Origin of the sequence: Mycobacterium pinniadriaticum (assembly GCF_026242045.1) — a bacterium.
GTDB lineage: Bacteria > Actinomycetota > Actinomycetes > Mycobacteriales > Mycobacteriaceae > Mycobacterium > Mycobacterium pinniadriaticum.
Window position 1 is genome coordinate 1 of sequence record NZ_JAPJDO010000007.1, and the last position, 26,333, is coordinate 26,333.

The 26,333-nt window shown below is 65.4% G+C and carries 29 protein-coding genes; 15 read left to right on the forward strand and 14 right to left on the reverse strand.

Annotated elements, in window-relative coordinates:
* The first annotated feature begins 171 nt into the window (after window positions 1-171).
* From ORI27_RS10170 to ORI27_RS10180, 3 genes are all read left to right on the forward strand, one after another.
* The gene (locus tag ORI27_RS10170) at window positions 172-1,908 is read left to right on the forward strand and encodes a DUF3556 domain-containing protein (protein ID WP_265996654.1); all 1,737 of its coding nucleotides are present in this window, start codon (window positions 172-174) and stop codon (window positions 1,906-1,908) included.
* Window positions 1,909-2,014: 106 nt separating this feature from the next.
* Window positions 2,015-3,160, forward strand: coding sequence for a thiolase family protein (locus tag ORI27_RS10175; RefSeq protein WP_265996655.1), 1,146 nt, complete (start codon window positions 2,015-2,017; stop codon window positions 3,158-3,160).
* Window positions 3,161-3,162: 2 nt separating this feature from the next.
* The gene (locus ORI27_RS10180) at window positions 3,163-3,960 is read left to right on the forward strand and encodes a crotonase/enoyl-CoA hydratase family protein (protein WP_265996656.1); all 798 of its coding nucleotides are present in this window, start codon (window positions 3,163-3,165) and stop codon (window positions 3,958-3,960) included.
* 13 nt (window positions 3,961-3,973) lie between these two features.
* Here ORI27_RS10180 and ORI27_RS10185 read toward each other — a convergent pair whose 3' ends face one another.
* Window positions 3,974-4,762, reverse strand: coding sequence for a fasciclin domain-containing protein (locus ORI27_RS10185; RefSeq protein WP_265996657.1), 789 nt, complete (start codon window positions 4,760-4,762; stop codon window positions 3,974-3,976).
* Between the two features lie 183 nt (window positions 4,763-4,945).
* Between ORI27_RS10185 and ORI27_RS10190 the strand changes: the two genes are divergently transcribed.
* Genes ORI27_RS10190 through ORI27_RS10200 form a run of 3 tightly spaced genes read left to right on the forward strand, consistent with a single transcriptional unit; the run spans window position 4,946 to window position 6,458 of the window.
* A complete protein-coding gene (locus ORI27_RS10190) occupies window positions 4,946-5,467 on the forward strand; it encodes a gamma carbonic anhydrase family protein (RefSeq protein ID WP_265996658.1) in 522 nt (173 codons plus the stop codon).
* Window positions 5,468-5,502: 35 nt separating this feature from the next.
* The gene (locus tag ORI27_RS10195) at window positions 5,503-5,760 is read left to right on the forward strand and encodes a hypothetical protein (protein WP_265996660.1); all 258 of its coding nucleotides are present in this window, start codon (window positions 5,503-5,505) and stop codon (window positions 5,758-5,760) included.
* Window positions 5,757-6,458 carry a CPBP family intramembrane glutamic endopeptidase gene (locus ORI27_RS10200; RefSeq protein ID WP_265996661.1) on the forward strand — a complete coding sequence of 234 codons (702 nt, stop codon included), beginning with the start codon at window positions 5,757-5,759 and terminating at the stop codon, window positions 6,456-6,458. The genes ORI27_RS10195 and ORI27_RS10200 overlap by 4 nt, the downstream gene beginning before the upstream one ends.
* Here ORI27_RS10200 and tet(V) read toward each other — a convergent pair.
* The 3 genes from tet(V) to ORI27_RS10215 form a co-directional block, all read right to left on the reverse strand.
* Window positions 6,455-7,741: a tetracycline efflux MFS transporter Tet(V) gene (gene tet(V) / locus ORI27_RS10205; RefSeq protein ID WP_265996662.1), complete on the reverse strand. Its 1,287-nt coding sequence runs from the start codon at window positions 7,739-7,741 to the stop codon at window positions 6,455-6,457. The genes ORI27_RS10200 and tet(V) overlap by 4 nt on opposite strands.
* A gap of 49 nt (window positions 7,742-7,790) precedes the next feature.
* Window positions 7,791-8,141 (reverse strand): type II toxin-antitoxin system HicB family antitoxin, encoded by a 351-nt coding sequence (locus ORI27_RS10210; protein ID WP_265996663.1) that lies wholly within the window; start codon window positions 8,139-8,141, stop codon window positions 7,791-7,793.
* A 137-nt stretch (window positions 8,142-8,278) separates the two neighbouring features.
* Window positions 8,279-9,085, reverse strand: coding sequence for an enoyl-CoA hydratase (locus ORI27_RS10215; protein WP_265996664.1), 807 nt, complete (start codon window positions 9,083-9,085; stop codon window positions 8,279-8,281).
* 98 nt (window positions 9,086-9,183) lie between these two features.
* Here ORI27_RS10215 and ORI27_RS10220 point away from each other — a divergent pair, with 98 nt between their 5' ends.
* From ORI27_RS10220 to ORI27_RS10230, 3 genes are read left to right on the forward strand one after another with little or no spacing between them, the layout of a single operon-like run.
* Window positions 9,184-10,269, forward strand: coding sequence for a CaiB/BaiF CoA transferase family protein (locus ORI27_RS10220; protein WP_265996666.1), 1,086 nt, complete (start codon window positions 9,184-9,186; stop codon window positions 10,267-10,269).
* A 46-nt stretch (window positions 10,270-10,315) separates the two neighbouring features.
* The gene (locus ORI27_RS10225; RefSeq protein ID WP_265996667.1) at window positions 10,316-11,071 is read left to right on the forward strand and encodes a 3-hydroxyacyl-CoA dehydrogenase; all 756 of its coding nucleotides are present in this window, start codon (window positions 10,316-10,318) and stop codon (window positions 11,069-11,071) included.
* Window positions 11,072-11,073: 2 nt separating this feature from the next.
* A complete protein-coding gene (locus tag ORI27_RS10230; protein WP_265996668.1) occupies window positions 11,074-12,075 on the forward strand; it encodes an NAD(P)H-dependent flavin oxidoreductase in 1,002 nt (333 codons plus the stop codon).
* A gap of 84 nt (window positions 12,076-12,159) precedes the next feature.
* Here the strand turns inward: ORI27_RS10230 and ORI27_RS10235 are convergent, their stop codons facing one another.
* Window positions 12,160-12,291, reverse strand: coding sequence for a hypothetical protein (locus ORI27_RS10235; protein WP_265996669.1), 132 nt, complete (start codon window positions 12,289-12,291; stop codon window positions 12,160-12,162).
* 173 nt (window positions 12,292-12,464) lie between these two features.
* On the opposite strand from ORI27_RS10235, the gene ORI27_RS10240 reads away from it, so the two are divergent.
* The gene (locus tag ORI27_RS10240) at window positions 12,465-13,097 is read left to right on the forward strand and encodes a class I SAM-dependent methyltransferase (RefSeq protein WP_265996671.1); all 633 of its coding nucleotides are present in this window, start codon (window positions 12,465-12,467) and stop codon (window positions 13,095-13,097) included.
* On the opposite strand, the gene ORI27_RS10245 is transcribed toward ORI27_RS10240, so the two are convergent.
* Window positions 13,094-13,810, reverse strand: a complete 717-nt coding sequence (locus ORI27_RS10245; RefSeq protein ID WP_265996672.1) for an NAD-dependent deacylase — start codon at window positions 13,808-13,810, stop codon at window positions 13,094-13,096. The two genes, ORI27_RS10240 and ORI27_RS10245, sit on opposite strands and share 4 nt — an antisense overlap.
* Before the next feature lie 37 nt (window positions 13,811-13,847).
* Here ORI27_RS10245 and ORI27_RS10250 point away from each other — a divergent pair, with 37 nt between their 5' ends.
* The gene (locus tag ORI27_RS10250; protein WP_265996673.1) at window positions 13,848-14,213 is read left to right on the forward strand and encodes a GntR family transcriptional regulator; all 366 of its coding nucleotides are present in this window, start codon (window positions 13,848-13,850) and stop codon (window positions 14,211-14,213) included.
* Window positions 14,214-14,221: 8 nt separating this feature from the next.
* Here ORI27_RS10250 and ORI27_RS10255 read toward each other — a convergent pair whose 3' ends face one another.
* Together ORI27_RS10255 and ORI27_RS10260 are read right to left on the reverse strand one after the other, a co-directional pair.
* Entirely contained in the window at window positions 14,222-15,049 is an 828-nt protein-coding gene (locus ORI27_RS10255; RefSeq protein ID WP_265996675.1) for a class I SAM-dependent methyltransferase, read from the reverse strand.
* Window positions 15,046-15,567, reverse strand: a complete 522-nt coding sequence (locus tag ORI27_RS10260) for a DUF1697 domain-containing protein (RefSeq protein ID WP_265996676.1) — start codon at window positions 15,565-15,567, stop codon at window positions 15,046-15,048. The genes ORI27_RS10255 and ORI27_RS10260 overlap by 4 nt, the downstream gene beginning before the upstream one ends.
* A gap of 313 nt (window positions 15,568-15,880) precedes the next feature.
* On the opposite strand from ORI27_RS10260, the gene ORI27_RS10265 reads away from it, so the two are divergent.
* From ORI27_RS10265 to ORI27_RS10275, 3 genes are all read left to right on the forward strand, one after another.
* On the forward strand, window positions 15,881-17,401 hold the full coding sequence (locus ORI27_RS10265) for a flavin-containing monooxygenase (protein ID WP_265996677.1): 1,521 nt from the start codon (window positions 15,881-15,883) through the stop codon (window positions 17,399-17,401).
* The gene (locus ORI27_RS10270) at window positions 17,398-18,465 is read left to right on the forward strand and encodes an oxygenase MpaB family protein (RefSeq protein WP_265996678.1); all 1,068 of its coding nucleotides are present in this window, start codon (window positions 17,398-17,400) and stop codon (window positions 18,463-18,465) included. Before ORI27_RS10265 ends, ORI27_RS10270 begins: the two co-directional genes overlap by 4 nt.
* A gap of 280 nt (window positions 18,466-18,745) precedes the next feature.
* Window positions 18,746-19,693: an Lrp/AsnC family transcriptional regulator gene (locus ORI27_RS10275; RefSeq protein WP_265996679.1), complete on the forward strand. Its 948-nt coding sequence runs from the start codon at window positions 18,746-18,748 to the stop codon at window positions 19,691-19,693.
* Window positions 19,694-19,854: 161 nt separating this feature from the next.
* Here ORI27_RS10275 and ORI27_RS10280 read toward each other — a convergent pair whose 3' ends face one another.
* The 5 genes from ORI27_RS10280 to ORI27_RS10300 are packed head-to-tail and all read right to left on the reverse strand — an operon-like array spanning window position 19,855 to window position 25,192.
* Complete coding sequence (locus ORI27_RS10280) at window positions 19,855-20,550, reverse strand: hypothetical protein (RefSeq protein WP_265996680.1); 696 nt, start codon at window positions 20,548-20,550, stop codon at window positions 19,855-19,857.
* Complete coding sequence (locus tag ORI27_RS10285; RefSeq protein ID WP_265996681.1) at window positions 20,522-20,764, reverse strand: hypothetical protein; 243 nt, start codon at window positions 20,762-20,764, stop codon at window positions 20,522-20,524. Before ORI27_RS10285 ends, ORI27_RS10280 begins: the two co-directional genes overlap by 29 nt.
* On the reverse strand, window positions 20,761-23,409 hold the full coding sequence (locus ORI27_RS10290) for a PEP/pyruvate-binding domain-containing protein (RefSeq protein WP_265996682.1): 2,649 nt from the start codon (window positions 23,407-23,409) through the stop codon (window positions 20,761-20,763). The genes ORI27_RS10285 and ORI27_RS10290 overlap by 4 nt, the downstream gene beginning before the upstream one ends.
* Window positions 23,409-24,824, reverse strand: coding sequence for a cytochrome P450 (locus tag ORI27_RS10295; protein WP_265996683.1), 1,416 nt, complete (start codon window positions 24,822-24,824; stop codon window positions 23,409-23,411). The genes ORI27_RS10290 and ORI27_RS10295 overlap by 1 nt, the downstream gene beginning before the upstream one ends.
* Complete coding sequence (locus tag ORI27_RS10300) at window positions 24,821-25,192, reverse strand: 2Fe-2S iron-sulfur cluster-binding protein (RefSeq protein ID WP_323055592.1); 372 nt, start codon at window positions 25,190-25,192, stop codon at window positions 24,821-24,823. Before ORI27_RS10300 ends, ORI27_RS10295 begins: the two co-directional genes overlap by 4 nt.
* Before the next feature lie 33 nt (window positions 25,193-25,225).
* Here ORI27_RS10300 and ORI27_RS10305 point away from each other — a divergent pair, with 33 nt between their 5' ends.
* Window positions 25,226-25,450, forward strand: coding sequence for a hypothetical protein (locus ORI27_RS10305; protein WP_265996685.1), 225 nt, complete (start codon window positions 25,226-25,228; stop codon window positions 25,448-25,450).
* Window positions 25,451-25,616: 166 nt separating this feature from the next.
* On the opposite strand, the gene ORI27_RS10310 is transcribed toward ORI27_RS10305, so the two are convergent.
* Window positions 25,617-26,270 carry a TetR/AcrR family transcriptional regulator gene (locus ORI27_RS10310; RefSeq protein ID WP_265996686.1) on the reverse strand — a complete coding sequence of 218 codons (654 nt, stop codon included), beginning with the start codon at window positions 26,268-26,270 and terminating at the stop codon, window positions 25,617-25,619.
* Between the last annotated feature and the right edge of the window lie 63 nt (window positions 26,271-26,333).

The window sequence follows — 26,333 nt, forward strand, 5'->3', positions numbered from 1 at the left end:
TTCATGGTTGACCCCGCCCGTCTGCGACGCAAGCACCTCACCAGGCCGAACACCACGGCCAAATTTTCATCCTCCACCACCGGGCGCAGCCCCCCAGACAGCTGCTCGCGGAAAGTCCCGCGGCGCGGGAAATCACTCCCGCATGACTAGAACACGTTCTAGTGTTTCGGCATGGGATTTCTGAAGCAAGAAGTGCCCGTCATCGACTTCGAGTCGTGGAGCAAGGGCACCCGTGCCGAGAAGATCAAGCCGATGGCGCGGCACTGGGCCGAGGTCGGCTTCGGCACCCCGGTGGCCCTGCATCTGTTCTATGTCGTCAAGATCCTGCTCTATGTCTTCGTCGGTGCACTGTTCGGACTGGCCACCACCGGCATCGGTGGGCTGACCGACATCGGCTCGTGGTGGTCGGAACCGATCGTCTACGAAAAGGCCGTGCTCTACACGATGCTGTTCGAGGTCGTCGGGCTCGGGTGCGGTTTCGGTCCGCTCAACAATCGGTTCTGGCCGCCGATGGGCTCGATCCTGTACTGGTTGCGCCCCAAGACGATCCGGCTGCCACCATGGCCCAACCTGGTGCCGCTGACGAAGGGTGACAGCCGCGGTCCCGTTGACGTGGTGCTGTATGCGGCGCTGATCGTGATGCTTCTGGTGGCCTTGTTCTCCGACGGCACCGGGCCGATCCCGGAACTGGGGACCACGGTGGGTCTGCTGCCGACCTGGCAGATCGCGACGGTCGTCGCGCTACTGGCGTTGGCGGGGTTGCGCGACAAGGTGATCTTCCTGGCTGCCCGCGGCGAGGTGTACGGCGCGTTCGCGGTCGCCTTCCTGTTCGCCGGCGTCGATGTCATCATCGCGGCCAAGCTGGTGTGCATGGCGATCTGGATCGGCGCGGCGACCTCCAAGCTCACCCGGCACTTCCCGTTCGTCATCTCCACGATGATGTCCAACAGCCCGGTGGTGCGGCCGCGGTTCCTCAAGCGGATGTTCTTCAAGAAGTTCCCCGAAGACCTTCGGCCCGGCCCGATGTCGCACATCCTGGCGCATGTCAGCACGGCCATCGAGGGACTGGTGCCGCTGGTGTTGTTCTTCTCCCACGGCGGCTGGCCGACCGCGATCGCCGCGTTCGTCATGGTGTGCTTCCATTTCGGCATCCTGTCGGCCATCCCGATGGGTGTGCCGCTGGAGTGGAACGTCTTCATGATCTTCTCGGTGTTGTCGTTGTTCGTCGCGCATGCCCAGATTGGGATCACCGACATCACCAGCCCGTGGCCGATCCTGCTGTTCCTGGTGCTCGCCGTGACGGTGGTGCTGGGAAACACGGTGCCGCGCAAGGTTTCCTTCCTGCCGGGAATGCGTTACTACGCCGGCAACTGGGATACCACCCTGTGGTGCGTGAAGCCCTCGGCCGAGGCCAAGATCGAGCAGAACCTGGTGACGATCGCCAACATGCCGGCCGCTCAGCTCGAAAAGTTCTACGGCAGCAAGGAAGCCGCGCAGATCCCGATCTTCATGGGGTATGCGTTCCGGGCGTTCAACACCCACGGCAAAGCCCTGTTCACCCTGGCGCACCGGGCCATGGCTTATGGCAACAACGACGTAGACGAAGAGGCCTACTCCATCACCGACGGCGAACGCATCTGCAGCATGGCGATCGGTTGGAATTTCGGCGATGGGCACATGCACAACGAGCAGCTCATCGCCGCGATGCAGAAGCGCTGCCACTTCGAGCCCGGTGAGGTCAGGGTCGTTCTGCTCGACGGCCAGCCGATCCACCGGCAGCGACAGGAGTACCGGCTGGTCGACGCCGCGACCGGCGAGTTCGAGACCGGCTACGTCGAGGTCGCCGACATGGTCACCCGCCAGCCCTGGGACGACACGTTGCCGGTGCACGTCACGTCGGGGAAGTAGGGCACCGGGCGGGCTGACCGAACGGTTGGTTGACCCGCCCGAAGCCTCCCAGAGGGGACGTGTTATTAATCGAAGATCAACCCCTCTGCGTCTAAGGAGTAGGCCGATGGCTGAAGCGGTAATTGTCGAAGCTGTGCGTTCGCCGGTCGGCAAGCGCAACGGTGGATTGTCCGGTGTGCACCCCGCCGAACTGTCGGCCCAGGTGCTCAACGGCCTGGCCGAGCGCGCCGGGATCGATCCCGAGATCGTCGAGGACGTCATCTGGGGCTGTGTCATGCAGGCCGGCGAGCAGGCGCTGGACATCGCCCGCACCGCGGTGCTGACCGCGGGCTGGCCCGAGACGGTTCCCGGGGTGACGGTCGACCGTCAGTGTGGTTCCAGCCAGCAGTCGGTGCACTTCGCCGCAGCCGGTGTAGTGGCCGGCCACTACGACGTCGTCGTCGCCGGTGGCGTCGAGTCGATGTCGCGTACCCCCATGGGCGCATCGCTGGCCAACGGCGGCAACCCCTACTCGGCCGGTTTCAAGGGCCGCTACGACCGCACGCCCAACCAGGGCGTCGGCGCGGAGATGATGGCCACCAAGTGGGGCCTGGACCGCACCGCGCTGGATGAGTTCTCCCTGGGCTCACACGACAAGGCGGCTGCCGCACAGGATTCCGGCGCGTTCGATGATCAGATCGTGGCGATCAAGGATCCCGAGGGCAACGTGGTGCTCAAGGACGAGGGTATCCGCCGCGGCACCACACTGGAGAAGATGGGCCAGCTCAAGCCGGCGTTCTCCGAGGACGGCGTGATCCACGCCGGCAACTCCTCGCAGATCTCCGACGGTTCGGCCGCCCTGCTGTTCATGTCGGCGGAGAAGGCGAAGTCGCTGGGGCTCAAGCCGATCGCCCGGGTGCACACGGCAACGCTGGCCGGTGCCGACCCGGTGATGATGCTGAGCGCTCCGATCCCGGCCACCCAGAAGGCGCTGGCGAAGTCGGGCCTGAGCCTCGACGACATCGGTGTCTTCGAGGTCAACGAGGCCTTCGCGCCCGTTCCGATGGCCTGGCTCAAGGAGTTCGGCGCCGACGAGAAGAAGCTGAACCCCAACGGTGGCGCGATCGCGCTGGGGCACCCGCTCGGCGGCTCCGGTGCGCGGATCATGACCACACTGCTCTACCACATGCGGGACAAGGGAATTCGCTACGGCCTGCAGACCATGTGCGAAGGCGGCGGCCAGGCCAACGCCACCATCCTCGAGCTGCTCTGAGCGTGACCGACGTCGAGACCCCCGCCGCTCTCGGTGAGCGGCGGGGCAACGTCCTGCTCATCACGATTAACCGCCCCGATGCCCGCAACGCCGTCAACGGCGCGGTCAGCACCGCGGTCGGTGACCTGCTGCAGCAAGCTCAGGATGACGCCGGCGTCTGGGCTGTGGTGATCACCGGTGCCGGTGACAAATCGTTCTGCGCGGGCGCGGACCTGAAGGCAATCTCGCGGCGGGAGAACCTGTTTCACCCGCAACACCCGGAGTGGGGGTTCGCCGGATACGTCCGCCACTTCATCGACAAGCCCACCATCGCCGCGGTCAACGGCACCGCGCTCGGTGGCGGCACCGAACTGGCCCTGGCCAGCGACCTGGTGGTCGCCGAATCCAGCGCCAAGTTCGGGCTGCCGGAGGTCAAACGAGGCCTGGTCGCCGCGGCGGGCGGAGTGTTCCGTATCGTCGATCAGCTGCCGCGCAAGGTAGCCATGCAACTGCTGTTCACCGGCGAGCCGATCACCGCGACCGAAGCGCTCGAGTGGGGCCTGATCAACGAGGTCGTACCCGACGGCACGGTCGTCGACGCCGCGCTGGCTCTGGCGCAGCGGATCACCGTCAACGCACCGCTGGCCGTGCAGGCCAGCAAGCGGGTCGCGGTGGGTGTCGACGACGGGACCATCACCGCCGATGAGGCCGGCTGGTCGCGCACCATGCGCGAGATCGGCGCCCTGATGAAATCCGAGGACGCCAAGGAAGGCCCGCTGGCCTTCGCCGAGAAGCGTCAGCCGGTCTGGAAGGCGCGCTGACGGGTTCGGTCCGCTAGGCAGGCTGGGTGGTCGTCGTCGTCGACGTCGTCGACGGCGCCTCGGCCGGTAGTGAGGTCGGAGTCGTGGTGGGGCTCTCCGACTCGGTGGAGCTCGTCGTCGTGGTGGTCGTCGCCACGTCGGGCTCCGGTGCGTCACCGGGGCTGAGCACGGTGTCGATCATGTAGATGTAGGCACCGCGCGCGGTGTAGCTACACACCACCTTGGCGGTGTCGTTGATCTTGATGTCGCCACCCTTGCCGGTCACCGTCACCAGGCTGCCCTGCTGAGTGGGCATGGTGCCCGCCACATCGTCGGGGCCGAGGTAGCCGAGCACCATGTGGTAGAAGAGCGTCGAGGTCAGCAACGCCGGGTCACTCTTGAGCTGCTCCAGTGTCGCCTCGTCCAGCTTGGCGAACGCATCGTTGGTCGGTGCGAAGACCACGTACGGGCCCCCGTCGAGCACGCTGACGATGTCGACCGCCGGGTTGAGCTGGCCGGAGATCGCCGCGCTGAACGTGCTCAGGTCGGGGTTGGCGGCGATGGCCGCGGACGCGGGCTGGTTGCCCATGCTCTTGAACGAGCCGGCTCCGGTGGGAATCCGGTTCTTGTAGGCGTCGCAGCCGGAACCCTGTGGGTCGGGCAGCTGGCTCATGCTGGGCACCGGGATCTCCGATGTCGTCGGCGCCGCCGGAGTGGTGGTCGTCGGCGTCGGTTCGGCGTAGGCCTGGACGGCGGTCGGGATCGCGACGGCGATGGCCGCCAGCGCCGCGACGACGCCCAGGGACTTGGTACGAGTGCTCACTTGGGCTCCTTTGAGTCACTAGTGGAGTCGGCGAAAAGCGGGTCCCCGTTACCGCTGCGCCGTGCAGAATCGTACTGGCAGCAAAGTGTCAGGCTCAAAACGGGCGGTGTATCCGCAGGTCAGAGCCCTAGTCGGGGTGCGTGCGTGCGAAGGCAGCCGAGCGGTCTGCCTACGATGTCGGCCATGGCCGAACCACTGATCATGTCCGTGCGCGGACACACTCCCGACCTGCACGCCGAGTCCTGGATCGCGCCCAACGCGGCGGTGATCGGCCAGGTGCGGCTCGCATCGCGGGTCAGCGTCTGGTACTCGGCGACGTTGCGCGCCGAGGCCGAGTGGATCGACGTCGGTGCGGGCAGCAACATTCAGGACGGTTCCACCGTGCACGTCGACCCCGGGTTCCCGGCGCGGATCGGTGCCGGCGTGACCGTCGGGCACAACGCGGTGTTGCACGGCTGCACGGTGGAGGATGGATCCCTGATCGGGATGGGCGCCATCGTGCTCAACGGCGCGGTCATCGGGGCGGGCTCGATCGTGGCCGCCGGGGCGGTGGTGCCCCAGGGAATGGTCGTGCCGCCGCGGTCGCTGGCCGCCGGGGTGCCGGCCAAGGTCCGGCGCGAGCTGTCCGACGCCGAGCTCGAGGGCAACCGCCACAACGCCGCGGTCTACGAACACCTCATCGACCTGCACCGTGACCCTTCCTAGGTTTGGGTCGGCGCCAGACTGCCGATATTCGTAGTGTGAAGTCGCTGTGGATTGTGGTCACCTGCGCCGCGGTACCGGTGACCAGCGGGCCGGCCGTCGATTTCATCGAATCGCTGGATCATCCGATGACGGCCTCCGACACTGTCCTACGTGACCACGTGCCAGATCCGCCGGGTGGGCTCACCACGATCGCCGATGCCGTCGCCGCCGCGGCGTCCGGCCGATCGCCGCGAGCGGTTGCGACGGTGACGCCTCGACCGGATCTGCTCCTGGCGAAGGCTCGGGCGCTATGACGGTGTTGTCCGAGATCCGCGCCGTGGTCACCAATTCGGCTGTTCGGCAACAGGAATGGCCGTCGATGATTCGGCGCAGGCGCGTCGTCGTGTGCATAGTGCTGGTCCTCGGGGCGGTGTTGCTCGGCTACTCGCTGACCCGAACGCCCGGTGACACGACGTTCTACTGGCTGACGCTGGCGCTTGCGGCGGTATGGGCCCTGGGGGCGCTGTTGTCCGGGCCGCTGCACCTGGGGTGTATCCGCTGGCGCGGGCGCAACCGGCGCCCGGTGCTCACCGGGATCGCGATCGGATTGCTGCTGGGCGGCGTGTTCGTGGTCGGCGGGTTGGTGGCCCGCGAGATCGGGCCGGTGGCCGAGCGCATCACCCGGGTGCTGGAGTACGCCAATCACGGCAGCCTCGCGCTGATCGTCGCGATCACGCTGGTGAACGGTCTTGCCGAGGAATTGTTCTTCCGCGGCGCTGTGTATCCCGCACTGGGTGCGTTTCATCCGGTGGTGATCTCCACGCTGTTGTATGCGGTGGCCACATCGGCCGGCGGCAACCCGATGCTCGGCTTCGCCGCTGTCATCCTGGGCGCGGTGTGTGCCGTCGAACGCCGCGCCACCGGCGGAGTGCTGGCACCGGTCCTGACCCACATGGTGTGGGGGCTGATCATGGTGCTGGCGCTGCCGCCGATGTTCGGCGTGTGGGACTAACTCAGCGGGTGCGCGATCTCATCGCGCGTCATCCGTGCCGCAACGAGCGCGATCGCTGCGAGCAGCACCGGCGCGACACCGGTCACGGCGAAGATGACCTCGATCGGGACCACCTTGGACAGCGGGCCGGCGACGGCCATCGACACCGGCATGAATGCCAGCGAGACGAAGAAGTCCAGGCTGGACACCCGGCCCAGCATGTGCGGCGGTACCCGCCGCTGCAGCAGAGTTCCCCAGATGACGCCGGCGCCTTCGGCGAGACCGATGACGAACAGCGCAATCAGCATCACCGGCAGCGAGGACGTCGTACCGACGATCACGAACGGCAGCGAGCCCACGCCCCACATCGTCATCATCACCGTGAGGTAGCGGCGCGGCAGTGGCCGGGAGGACACGACCATTGCACCGACCGCGCTGCCCACCCCGAACGCGGCAAGCATCAGGCCGTATACCTGCTCGCCGTGGGCGAACCGCTCACGAGCGATGAACGGCAACAGCACCTCGATCGGACCCAGTGCCAGGAACACCCAGGTGCTGGCGAACAACAGCGTCCAGCGCAGCCATGGCGTGTGCACCACGAAGCGCAGACCGTCGCGCAGATCGGTGAGCACGTGCGGCTTCTCGCGGTCGACGGTCAGCACGATGTGCTTGCCTTCGCCTGGGTGCATCGACACCAGAAGGACCAGTCCGGTCACCATCAGCACGGTCACCGTCACCGAGCCGAGCGCGGGGAAGGTGAGCCCGACGAGGACACCGGCCACCGCGGGGCCGACAGCCTGCTGCAAGGTCGGCCGGACCGCGCCCTCGACGCCGTTGGCGGCCAGCAGGTGTTCGGCCGGCAGGATCCGCGGCAGGTACGCGTTGTAGGCCGGGAAGAAGAAGGCCGCGCCGATGCCGAGAACCGTTGCGGCAACGGCCATATGCCAGAGTTGCAGCTCGCCTGCCAGGCCGAGGATGGCAACCGCACCGGTCGCCGCGGCATTGGCGACCTCGACGGCGATGATGATCGCGCGCTGTGGGGCGCGGTCGGCGACGATACCGCCGACCAGCATGAAGGCCAGCATGCCGCCGGCCAGGCAGGCGGCGACCAGGGACAGCGCGGCCGGATCGTCGGCCAGGGCGATGACCTGAAGCGCCATCACCACCGTCCACATGCCTTCGGCGAACAGGAATAGCGACATCGCCGTGATGAGCAAGCGGAATTCGCGGAACTGGAAGGGCGCGAGCACGCGCCAACGGCCGGTGGTCCGCACCGGCTCGTCGGTGTCGCAGTTCGTACTCATGACATCGATGGTCGCTGACCGATCGGCGCCACGTCCAACGATTTTCGGGTCAGTCGAAGAGGTCGTCGATGGACGGCGCGGCGCGGCCGGCGAGTTTGTAACTCACCCACTTGTTCAATGAGATGCCCTGTTCGGCGGCCTCGATGATCAGCCGCTCGTGCAGCACGGGGGAGGTGCGCACCGCGAACTTGCCGCTGTAGTGGTGGTCGGTCAGCGACTCCGGTGGATCGATGCCGAGGTCGGCCAGTTCTTCGAGTTCTCGGGCTATAAGTTTCTCGACCCGCTCGATCGCTTCATGCGGCGTCAGCGCTGTCGCGTAGCGGCCCTTGAACTCCAGGCAGAGCCCAAGGTACTGGCAGTAGTCGTCGGACCACTCGGCTCGGTAGGTGTAGTTCGGCATCGCCTCATGATGGCGAGGACGTCCGACAATTCCGGGTGACCTTCGGCCAGGGGTCAGGGAACATGTGGCTTTCCCGAAACGCGATATCACCGGTGATATCGCGTTTCGGAGAAGAGAGGTGTAGGCCTGCCAGCGACCTAGTCGTCAGTGAAGGTGGGGGAGCGATGCTCCTGAAATGCCTTGGTGCCCTCGCGGAAATCCCTGGTGCCCAACAGGACCAACTGGCCTTCGCTCTCCCGGCCGATCGCTGGCTCGAGCTCGGTCAACGTCGCCGCGTTGATCGCCTGCTTGGTCTTGCGCAGCGCGATCGCCGGCCCGGACGCCAGCCTGTCGATCACCGCGGCCGCCCCGGCCTCCAGCTCGTCGGCCGGGTGCACCGAACTGACCAGACCGCTGTCGAAGGCCTCGGCGGCGGAAACACGTTCGGCGAGAAGCGCCATCTTCATCGCGCGGGCCCGGCCGATGGACGCGGCGACCAACGCCGACGCGCCGCCGTCGGGCATCAGCCCGATCTTGGTGAACGCCAACAGAAAGAACGCCTTCTCCGAAGCCAATACGATGTCGCAGGCCAGCGCCAGCGACACCCCGACCCCGGCCGTCGGGCCCTGCACCACCGCCACCACCGGCTTGGGCAGATTCACGATCGCCCGCACCGCGCGGTTCGCTTCCTGTAGAACTTCGTCCGGTGTATCCGGCCTGCGGTTCGACTGGTCCTCGGCGCTGATGCCCGCGCCCGAGCTGAACCCGCGGCCCGCCCCGCCGAGGCGAACCACCCGCACAGCGGGGTCGTCGGCCGCGTGCGCCAGGACATCGGCCAGCGTGCGCAACATCGCCGCGTTCAGCGAGTTCAGGCTGTCCGGACGATTGAGTGTCACCGTGAGCAGTCCGCCGTCGAGCGACACGGTCAGCTCCGGGATGCCGGCGTAGGCGTCGATGGTCGTCATGGCTGCACCTTAGGCGTCGACGGGGGCGCAGGCCGCGCCGGGTCAGCCCAGGTGTAAATAGTTAAGGCGGCGATCAATCAACTGGAGGGTAGACAGCTATGGCCGGACCACTGCACGGGTTGCGCGTCGTCGAGCTGGCGGGCATCGGCCCCGGTCCGCACGCCGCGATGATCCTCGGCGACCTCGGCGCCGACGTCGTTCGCATCGATCGGCTCGGCAAGGGCACCGGAACCCCCAGCAATGACTACCTTCTGCGTAACCGTCGCTCGGTGGGTGCCAACCTCAAAGACCCCGCCGATCGCGACATGGTGCTCGGGCTCATCGCGAAGGCCGACGTGCTGATCGAAGGCTTCCGGCCCGGCGTCACCGAGCGTCTGGGCCTGGGCCCGGAGGACTGTGCCAAGGTCAACGAGCGGCTGATCTACGCCCGGATGACCGGGTGGGGTCAGACCGGTCCGCGCAGCCAGCAGGCCGGCCACGACATCAACTACATCTCGCTGAACGGTGTGCTGCACGCCGTCGGCCGGGTCAACGAGCGTCCGGTCCCGCCGCTGAACCTGGCCGGTGATTTCGGCGGCGGCTCGATGTTCCTGCTCGTCGGCATCCTGTCGGCGCTGTGGGAGCGGGAGCGGTCCGGCAAGGGCCAGGTCATCGACGCCGCGATGGTCGACGGCTCGAGCGTCCTGGCCACCATGATGTGGGCGTTTCGCCACATGGGCATGTGGAGCGACGTGCGCGGCACCAACATGCTCGACACCGGCGCGCCCTACTACGACACCTACGAATGCGCCGACGGCCGCTACGTCGCGGTCGGCGCGATCGAGCCGCAGTTCTACGCCGAGCTGCTGGAGAAACTGGGCCTGAACGCCGCCGACCTGCCCGACCAGAACGACGTGGCCCGCTGGCCGGAGCTGCGCGCGGTGCTCACCGAGACCTTCGCCGCCCAGGACCGCGACCATTGGGCCAAGGTGTTCGCCACCAGCGACGCCTGCTGTACTCCGGTTCTCTCATTCGCCGAGGTGGACACCGAGGCCCACAACACCGAGCGCGATACCTTCTACACCGAACAAGGTTCGATGTTTCCCGCGCCGGCTCCGCGGTTCTCCCGGACCGAGCTCGATGCGCCGAAGGCGCCCGGCGTCCCGGGGGCCGACAACGACGCGGTGTTGCGGGACTGGGTATAGTCCCCAACCAACCAGTAGGTCGACTTAGCCGAAAGGAAACTCATTCGTGGAGATCAAGGACGCCGTTGCCGTCGTCACCGGCGGTGCCTCGGGCCTGGGCCTGGCAACCACCAAGCGCCTGCTCGACAAGGGCGCTTCCGTGGTGGTGATCGACCTCAAGGGTGAAGAGGTCGTGGCCGAGCTGGGCGAGCGCGCCAAGTTCGTCGCCGCCAACGTCACCGACGAAGAGGCGGTCACCAAGGCGCTGGATGTTGCCGAGTCGATGGGCCCTGTGCGCATCAACGTCAACTGCGCGGGCATCGGCAACGCCATCAAGACCCTGGGCAAGGACGGCCCGTTTCCGCTGGATGCGTTCAAGAAGGTCGTCGAGGTCAACCTGATCGGCACCTTCAACGTGCTGCGCCTGGCCGCTGAGCGGATCGCCAAGCAGGAACCGCTCAAGGGCGAGGAGCGCGGCGTCATCATCAACACCGCGTCGGTCGCCGCCTTCGAGGGCCAGATCGGTCAGGCCGCCTACTCGGCGTCCAAGGGCGGTGTAGTCGGCATGACGCTGCCGATCGCTCGCGACCTGTCGCGCAGCCTGATCCGGGTGTGCACAATCGCGCCGGGCTTGTTCAAGACCCCGTTGCTGGGCTCGCTGCCCGAAGAGGCCCAGCGCTCACTCGGTCAGCAGGTGCCGCACCCGGCCCGCCTCGGTGACCCCGACGAGTACGGCGCGCTGGCCACGCATATCGTCGAGAACCCGATGCTCAACGGCGAAGTGATCCGCCTCGACGGGGCGATCCGGATGGCTCCGAGGTAGACATGACTCTGACGACGAAGTTCACCGAGGCCTTCGGTGTGGAGCACCCGATCGCCCAGGGCGGTATGCAGTGGGTGGGGCGCGCGGAACTTGTTGCAGCGGTGGCGAACGCGGGGGCTCTAGGTTTTATCACCGCCCTCACCCAGCCCACGCCGGCCGACCTGGCCAACGAGATCGCGCGCACCCGCGACATGACCGACAAGCCGTTCGGGGTGAACCTGACGATCCTGCCCACGATCAACCCGCCGCCCTATGACGAGTACCGCCAGGTGATTGTCGACGCCGGCATCAAGATCGTGGAGACCGCCGGGTCCAACCCGGCCCCGCACCTGCCGATGTTCCACGACAACGGCATCAAGGTGCTGCACAAGTGCACGTCGGTGCGCCATGCGGTCAAGGCGCAGAGCCTGGGTGTGGACGGCATCAGCATCGACGGTTTCGAGTGCGCCGGACATCCCGGCGAGGACGACATCCCGGGCCTGGTGCTGATCCCGGCCGCGGCCGACAAGATCGAGATCCCGATGATCGCCTCGGGCGGGTTCGCCGATGCCCGCGGCCTGGTGGCCGCGCTGGCCCTGGGCGCCGACGGCATCAACATGGGCTCACGATTCATGTGCACCGTGGAGTCCTGCATCCACCAGAACGTCAAGGAAGCCATCGTGGCCGGCGACGAGCGCGGCACCGAGCTGATCTTCCGCAGCCTGCACAACACCGCCCGGGTGGCCTCCAACGTCGTCTCGCGCGAAGTCGTGGAGATCCTCGCCGGCGGCGGTCAGTTCGAGGACGTCAAGGACCTGGTCGCCGGCGTGCGTGGCCGCAAGGTGTTCGACGACGGTGATATCGACGCCGGCATCTGGACCGTCGGCACCGCGATGGGCCTGATCAACGACATCCCGACCTGCGGCGAGCTCATCAGCCGGATCGTCAACGAAGCCGAGGACATCATCGCCGGCCGACTGGCTGGAATGGTCGAACCGAGCGAAGACGCGAAAGTGCCCGCCTGAACTCAGGCGGGCACTGCACGCGTATCGAAGCTCCGAGAAGCGCCAAACCGCGGGTTCGCGGTGAGGCGCCGATCGGCGCTGCGCTCAGCTGGCGTTAGCGAGCGGGGGCTTGTCCTCGAACTGCTCCGAGGTGTCACCCTCCACGAGGAAGTCGCCGTGGTAGAGCGCATCAAAATCGATTTTGATGACATCGGCATTGGTGTCGTCGATCCACATACCCAGGACTCTATGAGCCGCTTTTAAGGAATCCTTGAGCCGGGATTCGGAGTTTCATGGCAATTCTTACTCCCGAGTCAGGTCGCTGGTTACTCGTGAGTCAGGTTGGTCACACCCGAGGCCAAAAACCCCTACGACTAGGGTGGGGGCTGAACAGGGAGGACATCACAGACATGACGCCGCAGACCGTCGATCATCCGTTTTTCGCCCGCTGCTGGAAGGTGTTGTCGGCCCACGAGTCGAGGGCCATGCGCGACCTCCGTCGAGACAATCTCGCGGGCCTGTCCGGGCGTGTCCTCGAGGTGGGGGCCGGCACCGGAACCAACTTCGCGTTCTATCCCGACACGGTGAGCGAGGTCGTCGCGCTGGAGCCGGAGACCCGCCTGGCGCCGCTGGCCAAACAGGCCGCCGCGGCCGCCCCGGTCCCGGTTACGGTGATCGAGTCGACGGTCGAGACGATGCCCGCGACTGAACCCTTCGATGCGGTGGTGTGCTCGCTGGTGTTGTGCTCGGTGGCAAACCCGGATGCGGTGCTTCGGCAACTTCACGCGGCGCTGAAGCCGGGCGGCGAGCTGCGCTACTTCGAGCACATCGCCACACCGGGCTGGCGGGGTGGGTTGCAGCGCCTGGCCGACGCCACCATCTGGCCGCGGTTCGCCGGGAACTGCCACACCCACCGCGAGACGGAGAGCTCGATCGCCGGTGCCGGATTCGTCATCGACACCGCCCGCCACGAGGCGACCTTCCCGGCGTGGGTGCCCCTGCCGGTGCAAGAGGTCGCGCTGGGACGGGCGAGCAGGGCCTAATTCTGGAGGAGCTCGGGCAGCTGTTGGAGCAGCCGGGGCAGCGCCGTGCTCGCCGACGCCTGGATCGAAACGGTGGCGTTGGCCGTCAGCGGTGTCGGCTCCGGGTTGATCTCGATCACCGTGACGCCCCGGGCCAGGGCTACGTCGGGCAGTCCGGCCGCCGGGTACACGATCCCCGAGGTGCCGACCACCACCATGACGTCGGCGGTGGCGGTCGCCTCCACTGCCGCCTGCCACGGTTCGTCGGGTAGTTGCTCACCGAACCAGACGATGCCGGGTCGGATCAGTCCACCGCATTCGCAGTGCGGCGGCATCTTCGCCAATTCGGGTTCGGGCATGTCCGGCAGCGGGCCGTGGTAGCGAGAGCCGCAGGTGTCACACCAGAACTCGGACAGGCTGCCGTGCAGGTGATAGACCGGCTTGCTGCCGGCCCGCTCGTGCAGATCATCGACATTCTGCGTGATCACCGTGACGTCGGCGTAGTCCTGCCAGGCCGCCAGTGCGCGGTGACCGTCGTTGGGTGCCACCCGCCCGACCAGGTGATGGCGCCACAGATACCAGGCCCACACCCGTTCCGGATGGCTTTGCCAGCCGTCGGTGCTGGACAACTCATAGGGGTCGTACTTGGCCCACAGGCCGGTCTTGTCGTCGCGAAATGTCGGCACACCGCTCTCGGCGGATATCCCCGCCCCGCTCAGCACCGCGATACGCACATCCCCCAAAATAGCCGGTCTAAGCGATACTTAGCAGGTGTCGGAGTTGGGGGTCTGGTTGCGCATTGACGAACAGGCGGGGCGGCCGCTGTTCGATCAGTTGAGAACACAGGTCATCGCGGGTATCCGCGAAGGGCGGCTGCCACCGGGCACCCGACTGCCGACGGTGCGTGAACTGGCCGGCCAGCTAGGCCTGGCCGTCAACACCGTGGCGCGCGCCTACCGGGAGTTGGAGACCGCCGGGATCGTCGAAACCCGAGGCCGATTCGGGACGTTCGTGGCCCGCGCCGATCCAGCCGATGCCGCGATGGCGGCCGCAGCCAGCGCCTACGTGGAGGCCGCGCGGGCCCTCGGCTTGGGCAAGGTCGAGGCGTTGCAGTATCTGGACGCGGCGTTCGGCTGACACCTCACTCAGCCGAATTCCAGCAGGGTGTAGGCCCCACGGAAGCGTTTCGTCGGACCGAAGTCCCAGAGCGCTGGAAACACCTTGCTGAAGAAGAATCCGCGCCCCCGGGGCATCGGGATGTCGTGGACGGCCTTGATTCCCGGCACCGTGTTGACCAGCTCGGCCAGCTGGTTCGTGCTCAGGCTGAACGGCATCGGCGGCACCCGGTAGTGCCGCGAGGATCGCATACCCTTCGGGGCGAGCTTCTTGACCAGAACCGGCGGCAGATCGAAGAACATCTGCCCACCGGCAAACCGCTTGGCGCACTCGGCGATAAGCCCCATCGCCTCATCCGGCTGCAGGTACATCAGCAGACCCTCGGCGGTGATGAACACGCCATCGCTGCTGTCCACCTGGTCCATCCAACTGAAGTCGAGGGCGGATTGGGCGAGGCTGGTGATCCGCGGCGAGGACGGCAGTAGTCGCTCGCGCAACTCGATCACCGGAGGCAGGTCCACCGACACCCAGTGGAACTGCGGATCTTCGACGGCGTCGCTCAATCGCCAGAAGCTGGTCTGGAAACCCTCGGCCAGCGCAACGACGGTGGCCCTGGGGTGTTGTTTGAGATAGTTGACCGCGCATCTGTCGACGGCCAGTGATCGCAATGCCATCTCCTGGCCCTTGCGGCCGAACTTGTCGAAATCGAAGTCGATCGAGTCGACCAGCTTGATGGCCAGCGGGTCGTGCAGGATCGCGCCGGGCAGACCGGCCTGGTGGGCGCGGCCGTTGAGGGTCAGCAGCGCTGTCTCGGAGACGCCGCGCAGCTGGCCGGCGTCTATCTTCTTCGCTGTCATTTCACCAACTTGGCCAGTGTGCGCAGGTTGCGCGTGGTGGTCGACGACTTGTAGCGCTTCTTGCCCATCGTCTTGCCGATGGTCGAATCCAGGGTGGAGGCCTTGGGTACCTGCCAGTACAGGACGCCATCGCCGCGGGCGATCTTCTCCTCGGGGCCGGCTTCACCGGCCAGCGAGGCGAGTTCGTCGAGAACTTTCGCGTCGCTGACGAACGTCACATACGAGTGGTGGCCGTCGACCTCGGGTTCGAACGGATAGCCGGCGGCGACGGCGCGGACGGCGTCGAGTTCGTAGACCAGCACCCAGGCTTCGTAGCCGAACGAATCACGGAGCGCTGCTTCAGCTTTGGTCCGGACACTCGACGCCGATCCACGGGCATCGAGGACGACGTTGCCACTGGCCAGGACGGTGCGCACGTTGTCGAACCCGGTTGCGGTCAGGGCCGCGGCGACGTCGGCCATCTTCATGTTCACGCCGCCGACATTCACGCCGCGCAGGAAGGCTGCGTAACAGGTCATGCAGCCCATGCTAGGAGTCTGTCCGGCGTGGTGGGGTTCGCCCCTCAAAGATGTTGGGGTTCCCGCTGCGGTGGGCGTTCGGCAACGCTGCAGCCGCCGTCGCCGGGTGTGGCTCGTTCTCGTGCGGGAAGACCCCGCGCACAGGATCGGCCAGGAATACGCACTTGCCGGATTAGTAAGGACCAAAGTCACATATTGCGTAGCAATAGTGGAATAACACTGATGATTCTTGATATACATGGCGGCGGCACGGTCAGGGGTGATCCACGCCTGGCGGCCACGCTCACCGGCATCGATCCAGAGAGGAAATGCCATGACCAGTGGACTCCGCAGAAGTCCCGACGTGATCATCATCGGGGCCGGCTTTGGCGGAATGTCAGTTGCCTTGCAGCTCAAACAATCCGGGATCGACACCTTTACGATCCTGGAGAAGCAGAGCGAGGTGGGCGGCGTCTGGCAGGCCAACGACTACCCCGGGGCGGCGTGCGATGTGCCCAGCGTCATCTATCAGTTCTCCGACCATCTGAAGCCGAACTGGTCCCGGCGGTTCGGAAGCCAGTCCGAGATCCGCGACTACATTCGCGAGGTCTCGATCGAGAGCGGTGTACGGTCGCACATCCGATTCGGTGTCGAGGTCGTCAGCGCGCAGTTCGACGAAGATACGTTGAAGTGGACACTCACTTTGGCCGACGGCGAGAAGTTGACGGCCGACGTGCTGGTCGGGGCCACCGGACAGCTGAGCCGTCCCCGTCTGCCCGACGTGGCCGATCGGGAACGGTTCCGCGGTAAGCAGTTCCATTCCGCGGAATGGGATTGCACCACAAGTTTGCGCGGCAAGAGAGTGGTCGTGGTCGGTGGCGGGGCCAGTAGCATCCAGATCGTTCCAGCCATCGCCAACGAAGTAGCTCATCTCACGGTGATCCAACGGTCACCGAGTTGGGTTGTCGGCAAATACGACTGGTCACCGGGTCTCGTCGAACGCACCCTCTCCAGGAACCCCGCTTTCCTGCGGGTCTACCACTTGGCGATGTGGTGGTGGTTCGAGGTCAAGTACCCCTTCGTGCTTCACCGGCTCGATGGGTTTCGCTCGGTCTACGAACTCGTGTGGCGCAGGCGGATGGCGAAGATTCTGGGCGACGACCAGAAGTACCGGGCCTGCAACCCCGATTACCGAATGGGCTGCGCGCGGCTCCTGCTGTCCAACGAGTGGTATCAGACCCTCGCTCGTCCGGACGTCTCCGTGATCCGCGACAACGTCGTCTCGATGGACGAGTCAGGCGTCGTCGTCTCCGACGGCACGCACATTGACGCCGACGTGGTGATCTGGTCGACCGGATTCACGGCCACCGAATACCTGGCGCCGATCAAGATCACCGGCTACGCCGGTGCGGACCTGCACCAGCGCTGGAAGGACGGCCCGGAGGCCTACCTCGGGGTATCGACACCCGATTTCCCCAACATGTTCATGTCCTACGGACCGAACACCGGGTCGCTGACCAACACCATCACCAGCATGCTGGAATACCAGGCCGGCTACATCCGGCAGGCCGTCGAATACATCGGGCGCACCGGTGGGGCCTACTCCATCTCCCAGTCGGTACACGACGACTTCAACGACGAGATCGAACAACGACTCCAGGGCACGATTTTCACCAGTGGTTGCCCAGGCTGGTACTCGACCCCCGGAGGCAAGGTCACGACGGTCTGGGCCGGATCGCACAGTGAGTACAAGCGTCGGATCGCCGAGTTCGATCCGTCGGTCTATCAGCGGATCGCACCGGCCGAGGATCGTGTTCGGCAGATCGAGGCCTTGGAAGAGGAGGCTTCGCTGTGACATCGGTAACCAACCCCGATGGTCTCGACATCGGTTGGGTGCTCGGGCCGGGCTCGGTGACGTGGACGGTCCTCAAAGATCCGACGACGTTTCTGGTCGGGCTTTTGCGCGAGGCGCTGCTGCTGGCTCTGCATCCGCCGTTCGCGGCCGCCGCGGTCGACCACGACAGCTTCGGGGACGATCCGGTGATGCGGTTCAAGCGCGTTGCCATCTACACCTACGCGGCCGCCTACGGCACCAAGGTCGATGCACACCGAGTCAGTGCCATGGTGCTGCGGTCACACGCGAGAATCGTCGGCAACGAACCGTTGACGCAGCAGCCGTACCGGGCCGATTCCGAGTACGAACTGGCACTCACCCAGGCCATGCTTGCCATGTCCTTCCTCGCAGTGCACGAGCAGCTTTACGGCGAGCTGCCGACGGCGAAACGAGACCAGTTCGTCCTGGAGCAGAAGCTGCCCGGCGCGCTCATAGGGGTGAACCCGCTGCACCTCCCGTCGAGCTACAGCGAACTGACTGGCTTCCTCGGGCAGGCCCGGATGAGATTCGCCACCGGGGCCCAGGCACGGGAGACCATCGGCCCGTTCGCCGCCATGCCGTTCGCACGCGGGACCGTCATCGGTGACCTACCGCCGGCCAAACGGCGACTCGCGAGCTGGGCGGCCCGCGCCGTCGCAGACATGGCGATGCTCACCATGAACGACGAGGAGCGAACCCTCCTCGCAATCGACCGGGCTGCTCGGCTGGGTTCTCGAGCTGCCGTGCGCCGATCGCTGCGTGCTCTGTCGGCATATCTGCGCAGCGACAACGGTATGGCCGCGTTTGGTGCGTTTCTGGGCAGTGGAACGGCCGGGATATTCCACCGTGCGCTGGAGGCCGATCGCGCTCCCGGTCGACGCATCCGGGCGGCAAACTTTCGGGTCCCAGATGCCATGCCGTGGTTTCACGAGCCGGACGATCTGGTGCGGAACTGGCCCGGCTCACCCGGGGCGTACGTGCTGGGACAGGGTGACATCCAGCTCGTCGCGGCGCCGACCCCGGAGGCGGAGGCGATCGGTCTGTGACGACCGCTGGTCGACTGGACGACGTGGTGATGGTGGCGGCGAAGTTACCGCCGCCACCATCACTGCCGGCTCGCTGACGCCCCGAGCAGAGGCACGCACGCACCACCAAAGAATCCGTAGGATAGCCGTCTACATGACATGCAAATTACCGATCAACGTAGGTGCCGGCGGGTATGACCACGGCGCCGCTCTTCCCCTTGGTCGTCGCGTTGTCAGTGGTCAGGGTTTGGTCCCGTCGCCAAAATGGCATGGATCATGAGCGTCAGGAGATCGCGCCGAATTGCAGTCCGACAAATTGGACGCCGTTGACCGAGCGCTCGTCGAGCGGTTGAGAATCGATGGCCGCGAGAGCAATCGAGCACTCGGTGAGGCGCTGGGCATCAGTGAGGTTGCCGTCGCCAATCGGCTTCGCCGATTAGAGGAATGTTCGGTCATGCGGGTGGTGGCCGTCACCGACATGCGCATCTTCGGTCATCGTGAGCTGTCGTTCGCCTTGCTCCGGGTGAGTGGCCGCTCGCCGATCGAGGTGGCACAGGCGATTGAGAAGCTCCCCGATGTCGTTGCCGTGACGGCGGTCATCGGCCGGATCGACTTGGTGGTGCCGATGTTGGGTCGCAATCACCGTCACCTTGCACAGTTGTTCGGAACAACGCTGCCGCGGGTCGCGGGCGTAGATTCTGTGCAGGGCCTGCTTGCGCTTGACGTTCTGAAATTCGAGTCGAAGTGGGGGGTCCTATCCGCCGACTCGGGTACTGCTCCTGACTCATACCCAAGCGAGAGTGTGGACGAACTCGATCTCAGAATACTCAAGCGGTTGCAGGTCGATGCGCGCCGTAGCTTCCGTGGCCTGGCTTCGGAATTGGGGGTTTCGGAGAGAACAGTCAGGGGCCGCGTGAAACGGCTGTCGGTCGAGAACGTCATCAGAATCCAGGCAGTATCCGATGTCAATGCGTTCGGGATGAACGCAAACGCGTACATAGGGATCACGGCCACTCGAGGTTTGACGGATGAGGTTGGTCAAAACCTGATCCAGCGCGACGATGTCGCCCAGTTGACTCGAACCCTGGGCGAGTTCGACTACATCGCGGTGGTGATCGCCCCTGACCGAGAATCTCTGCATCGATCTGTATTCGGTTCTATTGCAACGATTCCCGGTGTCCGAAGAGCGGAACTCTTCGAAGCCTGGGCGAACAGCAAGCACAACTATGCCTGGGGTTGGCTCGTTTGAAGCTGGCCGACCGTTTCCGGAACGATCCGTCGGGCATTGCCTTTCAAGGCGGCGACCATGACGTCCATGGCATCGGCCATGCCGTGGTTCTGTTGTGTCATTGGTGTCCAAATCAAGCTGTAGGTCAGGGATTTAGGCCGTGGGAGCGCGTTTGGTGTTGATTACAACCGGCGCAGGACGCCTTGCTCGGCGAAGCCTGCCCCGCGGGCCTCGGAATTGCCGTCGATCCAGACGTCCACCGAATCGTCATAGGCGCTCATTGTCGGTGGGGGACCTCCGGTCCCCATCGGCAGCCAGAATCCGCCCCGGGCTCGTTGCATACTCAGGTGCGTGTTCCGACCCTGTGCATCGGTGTAGTCAGCGCCGGTGATGAGCCCGCTGGCGTCGCGCGAGTAGACGATGTCATGCACCGGCTCCGTGCGGTCTGCATACATCAGCACTCCGTGGGATCGGACCTTGCCGTCCTTGTCCATGAACTTCGCGAGTGCGACATTGAATTCAGGCATCGCAACCAATACCGCGGCGTACTCGGCGATGGACGCCGACTCATCGCGCAAACCCCAAGTCCTATCGCGATACCCATTTCCCTCAATGCGCGCCGAGATCTCACCGACCCGGATCGCACCCGTGACCGATGCTCCGCGCTCGAAGTGGGACAGCGGATGGTCCACGCTGAGATCGGGGATGATCCCGGCTTCGTAGCCGTGTCCGGCGAGCCGCGGTTGGCTCTCCAGGTCGACGCTGACCTCGGGCGAATCGACCAGAATTCTCGAGGTCTCCAGGTCGAAGTTGATATGTGCCGAGCAGAACGTGCCGGGGCTGAGATCCTCAACGAGGTGTGCCTCGCGACCGGCCACAGCGATGCTGCACCGCGCTCGCCGGCCCCTCGGCGTTCGGCGATGTGGACACGTGGACCGTGCCGAAGACGTCGCTGTCGGTATCCCAGAAGGCGAGGAAGGCATTGTCTCGCCATGGCGCGTTGCCCCCGCGGCCGCATTCCGCCGGGACGTGGGTGTGGACGGGGTGGGCAAGCGGGCCCCAACCCGTCGTGTCCTGAACTGCCGTAGTCACGACGATCCTTCCTGCACTGAAAGCTCCGCGGTCGGGATCGCCGGATCCTCGGCCGTCTGCACCTGAGTCGGCTGTTGTCCGCGCTCGAGTATGTCCACGGTGCCGTGGCCGCCGTCGACTCGAATGAGATCCCCGGTCCGCAGATCCCGGGTTCCGGTGCAGGTGTTGACGACACAGGGGATTTTGAGTTCCCTGGCTACGACGGCAGTGTGGCTGAGTGCCCCGCCGATGTCGACGACCAGAGCGCGGGAGATGAACATCACCGAGGACCAGCTGGGGTCGGTGTGTGGCGCGACAAGAATCTCATCGGGTTCGACGACGGTGAAGTCGGGCTCCATCAGTACTCGCGCGCGCCCCTCGACGACGCCCGGACTGACTCCCACGCCGGTCAGCAGTGTCGCGTCTGAGGATGCCGCCTCGAGTCTTTTGACCTCGGGGATCCCGACCCAGTCGCCGGGCACGACGAGCTTCTTGTGCTGCTCCCAGTAGATTCGGCGGGTGGCAACGCGGGACCGCAGATCGCTCGCGTGCCCGTTGCACAGCTCGTCGATGTCCAGGAAGAACACGTCGTCGATCGCGTCGAGGGCTCCGTCAGCGACCAGGAGCACGCCGAGTCTGCGCGCCGCCGCTCGCGATACATCCAGGCCCTGCAGGAACGAGCGCTTGGCAACGCCACGCAGGGGCAGGCGCCGGCGCCCGAGTTCCATGGCCAGCATGATGACGGGCCGGGACCGAAAGGGAAAGGTGTTCAGCACTTTCCGTGCGATCCTTGTTCGATCGGTAGCGCGGGCGTCTTCCGCCCGTGCTGGGTCCTGATCGTCGGGCCGCTGTGTGTACTGCTCGATCAGCTTGACCAGGGGAGCGTCATCCTCGCGCCACACCTGGCTGGCGATCTCTCCCTCCAGCGGACCGTGGAAGCCATGCCTACGCTTGAACTCGTCGAGAGTGAGTCGGCCACGGGAGACCTCCCACATGTCTGAGATCACGGCAATCTCGGCGTGACCGCTGCCGCTCAATTCCGCTACGTCGCCGAAACCCGCCTTGTCGACGATCTTCTGCAGAATGCCGAACAGCGGTTGAATGACGGCGAGCAGGCCCGTCGTCTGTAGGGTCAGCGCGGCCTCAGTCCGTAGGACGCCCTCGCGAAACAGCGCCGCAGCGCCGTCGGCATCGAGCTCCGGCGCCGTCGCGATCGATTGCGCCCACCACTGGTCATAGTCACGTGCCAGCGCACGGGCTCTACGCGGGTAGCGCAGGAAGACTCCACCCATTTTCCACGCCACGATCGGATAGCGCCGCCGAGTCGGTTGGAAGACCATATCGGCGGGGACCTGGCCCAGGATGGTTGCGACGATCTCCTCGGCGCTCACTCCGGGTAGCCGGTCGCCCATGCGGGCGATGAAGTCGACGTTAGCGGTGTAGCGGCCGTGGAAGACCCGCACGACGTGGTCGTCCGGCCGTTCTGGCATGCGTGATTCCGCTGGGGTCAGGGCGCCTATGGCGCGGCCACTGGCCCGCACGCTGTGCTCCCCGACGCCTGCCCAGATTGACCAGTTCAACGGCGTGAGCACGCCCGGAATTGCCTCGCCGACATTAGTTCTCGTCCAATGCAGGTTGGGTGCACTCGAGCTCATCAGCGGATCTTGAAGCCAGTGAGCGTCGCCGCGATCGGTCACCGAACGCTTGCTCCATACCGTTTCCGCCCGGCACTGAAGCAGGTACACCACGCGATCCTGACCGCGGCCCGGACCGATCGCCCATTCCATTTCCAGGTGCTCGCCGAAGTTGTTCTCCGCGCGGATCGACAGGCCCGACAGCTCGCGAATCTCGTCGTCCGACAGTGCTGAGTGGGCGGCCCGTCCCGGGGAAACCGGCATCATGCGAACCTCGCCACCATCGGTGTCGAATTGGTAGGCAACCGCCTTGGACCCGATGACCTTGGACCGAATACGTTGCCGCGATTTGTCGACCGTGAAGCAATCGGGTGAGACCTCGCCGCGAACCACTGATTCACCCAGGCCGAAAGCGGCCTCGATATAGACCCGATTCGGGTCACCGGTCGTCGGCTCCAATGTCATCATCACACCGGCGCACTCGGCGACCACCATTTCCTGGACCACCACGGCCATCGCCGTGTTCTCCAGGGGCACGCCGAAGCGGCGGCGATAGGCGATGGCGCGGGGAGTGAATACGCTTGCCCAACAGGCGATGACGTGTTCAACCACCTGCTCGGCGCCGGTCACCCACAGGTAGGTGTCCTGCTGGCCGGCGAATGAGGCATCCGCGGTATCCTCTGCCACCGCGCTGGACCGCACTGCCACCGGGATGTTCTCGCCGCTACCGAGATGCAGGTAGGCCTCCCGGATCTCCGCTGATATCTCGGCCGACATGCCGGAGCTGGCCAACAGCGTCTCGATCTGCTCGGACGCGCGAGCGTCGGATTCGGGGGAGTCGGCCAGGCCCACTATCGTGGCGACCTGCTGCTCCAGGGCGCTGGTGGTGGCCCGGAATGCGGCGGTGGTGACGACGAAGCCGGGGGGCACGTGGAAACCCGCCGCGATGAGCCGCGACAGGCCGGCACCTTTGCCGCCGACGCAACTGATGTCGTCCCCACAGTCTGCCAATGGGGTGGCGGTGGTCGGCATCAGATCCCCCTCCTCGGTGGGGGTGCGCCCGCCTGGCGGCGCGTGACATGTACGGGCATGCCGTTGTCGGGATGAATGGACAACTGCGCCTTGGCCTTCGGTAGCATCCCGTTCGCGTGCCGGAAGATGAGTCGCTGCGAGATCATCGCCACCATGAGAAGTGATTCCATCTGGCCCACCCGGGACCCGAGGCAACGCCGTTTGCCGTATCCGAAGGGCAGGTACGCGCAGCGCTCGCGTTCCTTGCGCAACTCGGGCCGATGGCGCAGCGGATCGACCCGCTCCGGCTGCGGCCAGTTCTTCTCTTCGCGATGAATGCCGTATGCAAAGAACGCAAACTGCTGTCCGGTACGCATCGGGTAACCGCCGAGTTCGAAGTCCCTGATCGCCTCGCGCTGTAGGAAGACGAACGGGGGATACAGGCGCATCGCTTCGTCGATGACTCCCTGGGTGTAGCGGAGTCGGTCGAGGTCGGCGAACGTCGGCTTGCGGTCTCCGAGGACCTCATCGACCTCGTCCAGTACGCCTTGATAGATCGTGGGGTCCGCTGCCATCAGGCCGAACGCCCAGGTAGCGACGGTGGGGGTGGTCTCCTGGCCACCGAACCACAGCGCTGTCACATTCTCGCGAATCCGCTCGTCGCTCAGCGGAGTGCCCTTGTCATCCACTGCGTCGATCAGGATATCGAGCATGTCCTCGGCCTCGCCGCTGCGAGTACGTCGTCGCTCGCCGATCAATTGATGGGCTCGCGCGTTGATCGCGTCCAGGTCCTTCTTGCCCTGCCGCACGGCGGGGAAGGCGTTGACCAGTGGACTTGCGTTCGTCAAGTAACGAGCCGCGATGTACTTGTTCGAGCTGGTGAAGCGCGTGAGAATGAGCGGAATCTCCTCAGGTGCCATGCCGCGGTTGAACAGCGTGCGAGTCAGAGCGAGAAACGTGCCGAATTTGATTGCCGGATAGAGCTCGACGACCTCGCCGGAGGCGGCGTATCGGTCCAGATCGGCGACTTCATCGATGATGGCCTCGACCGTGCTCTCGAAATAGTTCCGCATCATGCGCGGACTCATCATCGGGAGCATCTGGCGATGAAGTGTGTTCCAGAACTGGGCGTCCACCGTGGTGGCCACGCTCTCGCCCAACATCGGGTACAGCGATTCACGCATCGTTGTGGCGATCGTGGTGTCCTCGAACTCCCGCCCGAGAATCGGCTCTGCGAGTTCGGCGCTGCTGACGAAGACCAGGTGTCTGTTTCCGAGCTTGACCTCGAAGATCGGGCCGTAGTTCGCCGCGGACTGTTCGAGGAATCGCAACGGGTCGCGCACCATGTCGAGGGCCGAGCCGACAATCGGTAAGCCTCGCGGTCCGGGAACACCACGGGCACCGGATGTCCCGCCTTTGCTTGCCGGCGTGGTCATCTTCCCACCACCTTCAGGACGATGCCGTCCAGCTGGTCGGTCAGTTCCAGTTGGCACGCCAGCCGGCTGAATTCGGTGACATTGCCGTCGAACTCGAGCATCTCGGCCTCGAGGTCATGCGGCGGGCCGACCTTGTCGAACCATTGGGGGGCGACGTGAACATGGCACGTCGCACAGGCACACCCCCCGCCGCACTGGCCATCGATCCCATCAATCCGATTGTCGACCGCCAGCTGCATGATCACGTCACCTGGGTCACCGCAGACTTCGATCCGAGCCTCCGAATCGGGGAGCTCGAAGATCACCTTTGGCATCCAAATCCTTCCAGGAGTGCAGTATGCGTGCCCATAGAACGATATAAGTGGCATTAACTACGCGTCAAGGCGACTACAGGACAAAGGATGCGTATCAATTCGGAGAGATCGCGCCGCGAGCTGGCATATCGACCGATGGCCCGCTTCCTCATCGGCGGCGTGGCGTTTGCCGCCGCCAGGTTCGTCGCGCGGGTAGGCCTGGCGGCCCGCAGGTTCTGGACATTGTGCGCCGCGGTTGCGGCGGTCGACTTCCTTGCGCCCGGACGCGAACGGTCGCGATCTCGTGTGGGTCGCTCGGAGACGATGCGGTGAGATGTCGTGTCTGTGCCCCACCGCATAGTAGGGACGCCCCTTTCGGGGTTGAGTCCACCGCCTCGGCCCCTCACACCAGGCGCCGTGATATGCCTAGTAATAGTTGCCTATGACTATGTGTACATAAACTTGCGATGCAGAGATGTACAACTATGCGTAGACACCGTCACAACGGCCGGTCGTCCGCTTCGAGTCGTGGAAGGACATCGCGGATGATGGTCAGGACCGTTCGAGTCAGCAACAGAAAGACGTCGTCGCGCGACAACCTGTTGTGGACCAGCCACTGTCGCCCGGCGGCGCGAGTCAGGCCGCCGAAGGCCAGCAACAGGGTGTGCAGCCGTTCGTGCTGCGGGTGGTCGTGAAGGCATAGCGCTTCGAGCATGCGGTGAGCAGCCACATGGTCGGCTTGTTCGAGGATTTCTTGTAGATCCCGATCGCCCGCGTCGATGCTGATCGCCGAGGTCCACATCGCCCTATGGCGTGCGGTGACCGAGAGCCAGTAGTCGATGCTGACCCGAATCCGCTCCTCGATCGCGTCCTCGGGTATGCCCTCCACTACCGTCGCGGGCACATTGGGCGGGACGAGCGCCAGGCGGCGGACCACTTCAAGGTAAAGCTCGCGTTTGGTGCCGAAGTAGTAGTGAATCAGCGGACGGCCGACGCCGGACTCGTCGGCTATCGCCCCGGTGGACACCTCGCTGTACGGTCGGCGCTCGAAGTGGCGGGCCGCGATCGCCAAGATCTGTTCACGACGGAGCTCCGAACCGATGCGTCGCCGCCGAGGCAGCGGTCGTTCGGCTGCCGTGTCGGTCGGTCGCATGGATGGGCCGTTCTTCTCCGGTGTCGTCGGGGGTGGCCTTGATGGGTGGTCACCCGCTTCGTT

What these genes read in the sequence shown, in the direction of transcription:
- ORI27_RS10170 (WP_265996654.1), top strand. Translation starts at nt 172, where the DNA reads ATGGGATTTCTGAAGCAAGAAGTGCCCGTCATCGACTTCGAGTCGTGG.
- ORI27_RS10175 (WP_265996655.1), top strand. Translation starts at nt 2,015, where the DNA reads ATGGCTGAAGCGGTAATTGTCGAAGCTGTGCGTTCGCCGGTCGGCAAG.
- ORI27_RS10190 (WP_265996658.1), top strand. Translation starts at nt 4,946, where the DNA reads ATGGCCGAACCACTGATCATGTCCGTGCGCGGACACACTCCCGACCTG.
- ORI27_RS10200 (WP_265996661.1), top strand. Translation starts at nt 5,757, where the DNA reads ATGACGGTGTTGTCCGAGATCCGCGCCGTGGTCACCAATTCGGCTGTT.
- ORI27_RS10210 (WP_265996663.1), bottom strand. Translation starts at nt 8,141, where the DNA reads ATGCCGAACTACACCTACCGAGCCGAGTGGTCCGACGACTACTGCCAG.
- ORI27_RS10215 (WP_265996664.1), bottom strand. Translation starts at nt 9,085, where the DNA reads ATGACGACCATCGACGCCTACGCCGGCATCCCGGAGCTGACCGTGTCG.
- ORI27_RS10220 (WP_265996666.1), top strand. Translation starts at nt 9,184, where the DNA reads ATGGCCGGACCACTGCACGGGTTGCGCGTCGTCGAGCTGGCGGGCATC.
- ORI27_RS10230 (WP_265996668.1), top strand. Translation starts at nt 11,074, where the DNA reads ATGACTCTGACGACGAAGTTCACCGAGGCCTTCGGTGTGGAGCACCCG.
- ORI27_RS10235 (WP_265996669.1), bottom strand. Translation starts at nt 12,291, where the DNA reads ATGTGGATCGACGACACCAATGCCGATGTCATCAAAATCGATTTTGAT.
- ORI27_RS10240 (WP_265996671.1), top strand. Translation starts at nt 12,465, where the DNA reads ATGACGCCGCAGACCGTCGATCATCCGTTTTTCGCCCGCTGCTGGAAG.
- ORI27_RS10255 (WP_265996675.1), bottom strand. Translation starts at nt 15,049, where the DNA reads ATGACAGCGAAGAAGATAGACGCCGGCCAGCTGCGCGGCGTCTCCGAG.
- ORI27_RS10260 (WP_265996676.1), bottom strand. Translation starts at nt 15,567, where the DNA reads ATGACCTGTTACGCAGCCTTCCTGCGCGGCGTGAATGTCGGCGGCGTG.
- ORI27_RS10265 (WP_265996677.1), top strand. Translation starts at nt 15,881, where the DNA reads ATGACCAGTGGACTCCGCAGAAGTCCCGACGTGATCATCATCGGGGCC.
- ORI27_RS10290 (WP_265996682.1), bottom strand. Translation starts at nt 23,409, where the DNA reads ATGCCGACCACCGCCACCCCATTGGCAGACTGTGGGGACGACATCAGT.
- ORI27_RS10295 (WP_265996683.1), bottom strand. Translation starts at nt 24,824, where the DNA reads ATGACCACGCCGGCAAGCAAAGGCGGGACATCCGGTGCCCGTGGTGTT.
- ORI27_RS10300 (WP_323055592.1), bottom strand. Translation starts at nt 25,192, where the DNA reads ATGCCACTTATATCGTTCTATGGGCACGCATACTGCACTCCTGGAAGG.
- ORI27_RS10305 (WP_265996685.1), top strand. Translation starts at nt 25,226, where the DNA reads ATGCGTATCAATTCGGAGAGATCGCGCCGCGAGCTGGCATATCGACCG.
- ORI27_RS10310 (WP_265996686.1), bottom strand. Translation starts at nt 26,270, where the DNA reads ATGCGACCGACCGACACGGCAGCCGAACGACCGCTGCCTCGGCGGCGA.